The sequence below is a fragment of the Pseudomonadota bacterium genome, from assembly GCA_010028905.1.
GTDB lineage: Bacteria > Vulcanimicrobiota > Xenobia > RGZZ01 > RGZZ01 > RGZZ01.
This window is the reverse complement of sequence record RGZZ01000896.1, coordinates 1-1,139: the sequence shown is the minus strand read 5'-3', so window position 1 is coordinate 1,139 and position 1,139 is coordinate 1. Positions and strand designations below refer to the sequence as shown.

The following is a 1,139-nucleotide window of genomic DNA, read 5'->3' as shown; positions in this document are numbered from 1 at the left end:
AGGGTGAGGCGCGCAACCAACGGCGGCCTTCGTCCTCGTCGTCGTCGTCCGCGTCGCCGTCCGCCGCTGGCTGCTCGTTGGCGTCCGACCAGGGACCTGTCGACGCGCCGACGGTGTCGATGGTGAAGAGGCGGCCCGCGTCCGAGAGGGCGGCTGCCCAGCCCCCGCTCAGCGCCTCAACGTCCACGATCGCACTCCGCATGGGCACGCAGGCACGCTGCACGAGGGCCGACGAGTGATGCCCTCCACGACGCCACCACATAGCCGACGTGCGCTGCGGCGCATCAGTCGAGACCCAGACGCAGCGTGGCGGCTCGCGCTGCATCCGACGGAGCCAGCCGAGGCGCACTGAGTGCATGCGTGCACGCAGCTGCAGGTCCTCGGGGGCTGAAGATCTCCACCACACCCGGCGCGCTCGTCCGCCGGGGCTCCCGGGCTCTCGCGGCGCCGCGGCGGGGGGTGGCACGGGCGGCGGTGCGGGCTCCGGAACGGGCTCGGGCAGCGCCGGTGCCGCGGGGTCGGACAGCGGTGCGGGCATCTGGACGGACGCGGTCGACATCTCTGGCATCGCCACCGCCGCCAGCCTCGCGCTCTTGTGCATGGCTTGCACCAATAATGCCATGCACTCGCGTGAGCCACTGAGCTGCGCTTCGGTGAGAGCGGATGATCCGTTGAAGTCTGCGAGTGGATTGGCGCGCGCGGCGAGCAAGGCCTTCACGCACCGCGCGTGGCCCCCTTGGCAAGCGAGGATCAGCGGCGACGCGCCGTCGGCATCCATGAGATGAACATCGGCTCTGGCATTGAGCAAGAGCTCGACGACTTCATCATGGCCGACCTCGGCGGCGAGATGCAGCGTTGTCGAGCCATCTTCGTCGGCGTCGTTGACGTCCTTCTCGCCCGTTGAGATGCACGTGAGCGCGTCGGTGAGCTCGGCCTCAATCTCTTTGTCGTGGGACGCCATCGCGCAAGCGTTTCGTCTTAATTCGATGTGACCATGACAGCGCGCGTGTGCGCGTGCTGACGTGGTATCGCAGTGCCCATGACAGCGCGCGAGTGCGTGTGCTGACGTGAGACGAGTCGCAGCGTGCCTGTGAGCTCACGATCGACGATGACGTGGCATCGCAGGCCGGCCGAGGGGT

At 68.7% G+C, this 1,139-nt stretch carries 1 protein-coding gene and 1 pseudogene; both read right to left on the bottom strand.

The genetic code is table 11. From position 1 onward, the window contains the following. A partial coding sequence (locus EB084_26200; GenBank protein NDD31755.1) for a hypothetical protein occupies nt 1-358 on the bottom strand: 358 nt, incomplete at its 3' end. Nucleotides 359-601: 243 nt separating this feature from the next. Beyond that, nucleotides 602-961: pseudogene (locus EB084_26195) on the bottom strand (ankyrin repeat domain-containing protein). Nucleotides 962-1,139 lie beyond the last annotated feature (178 nt).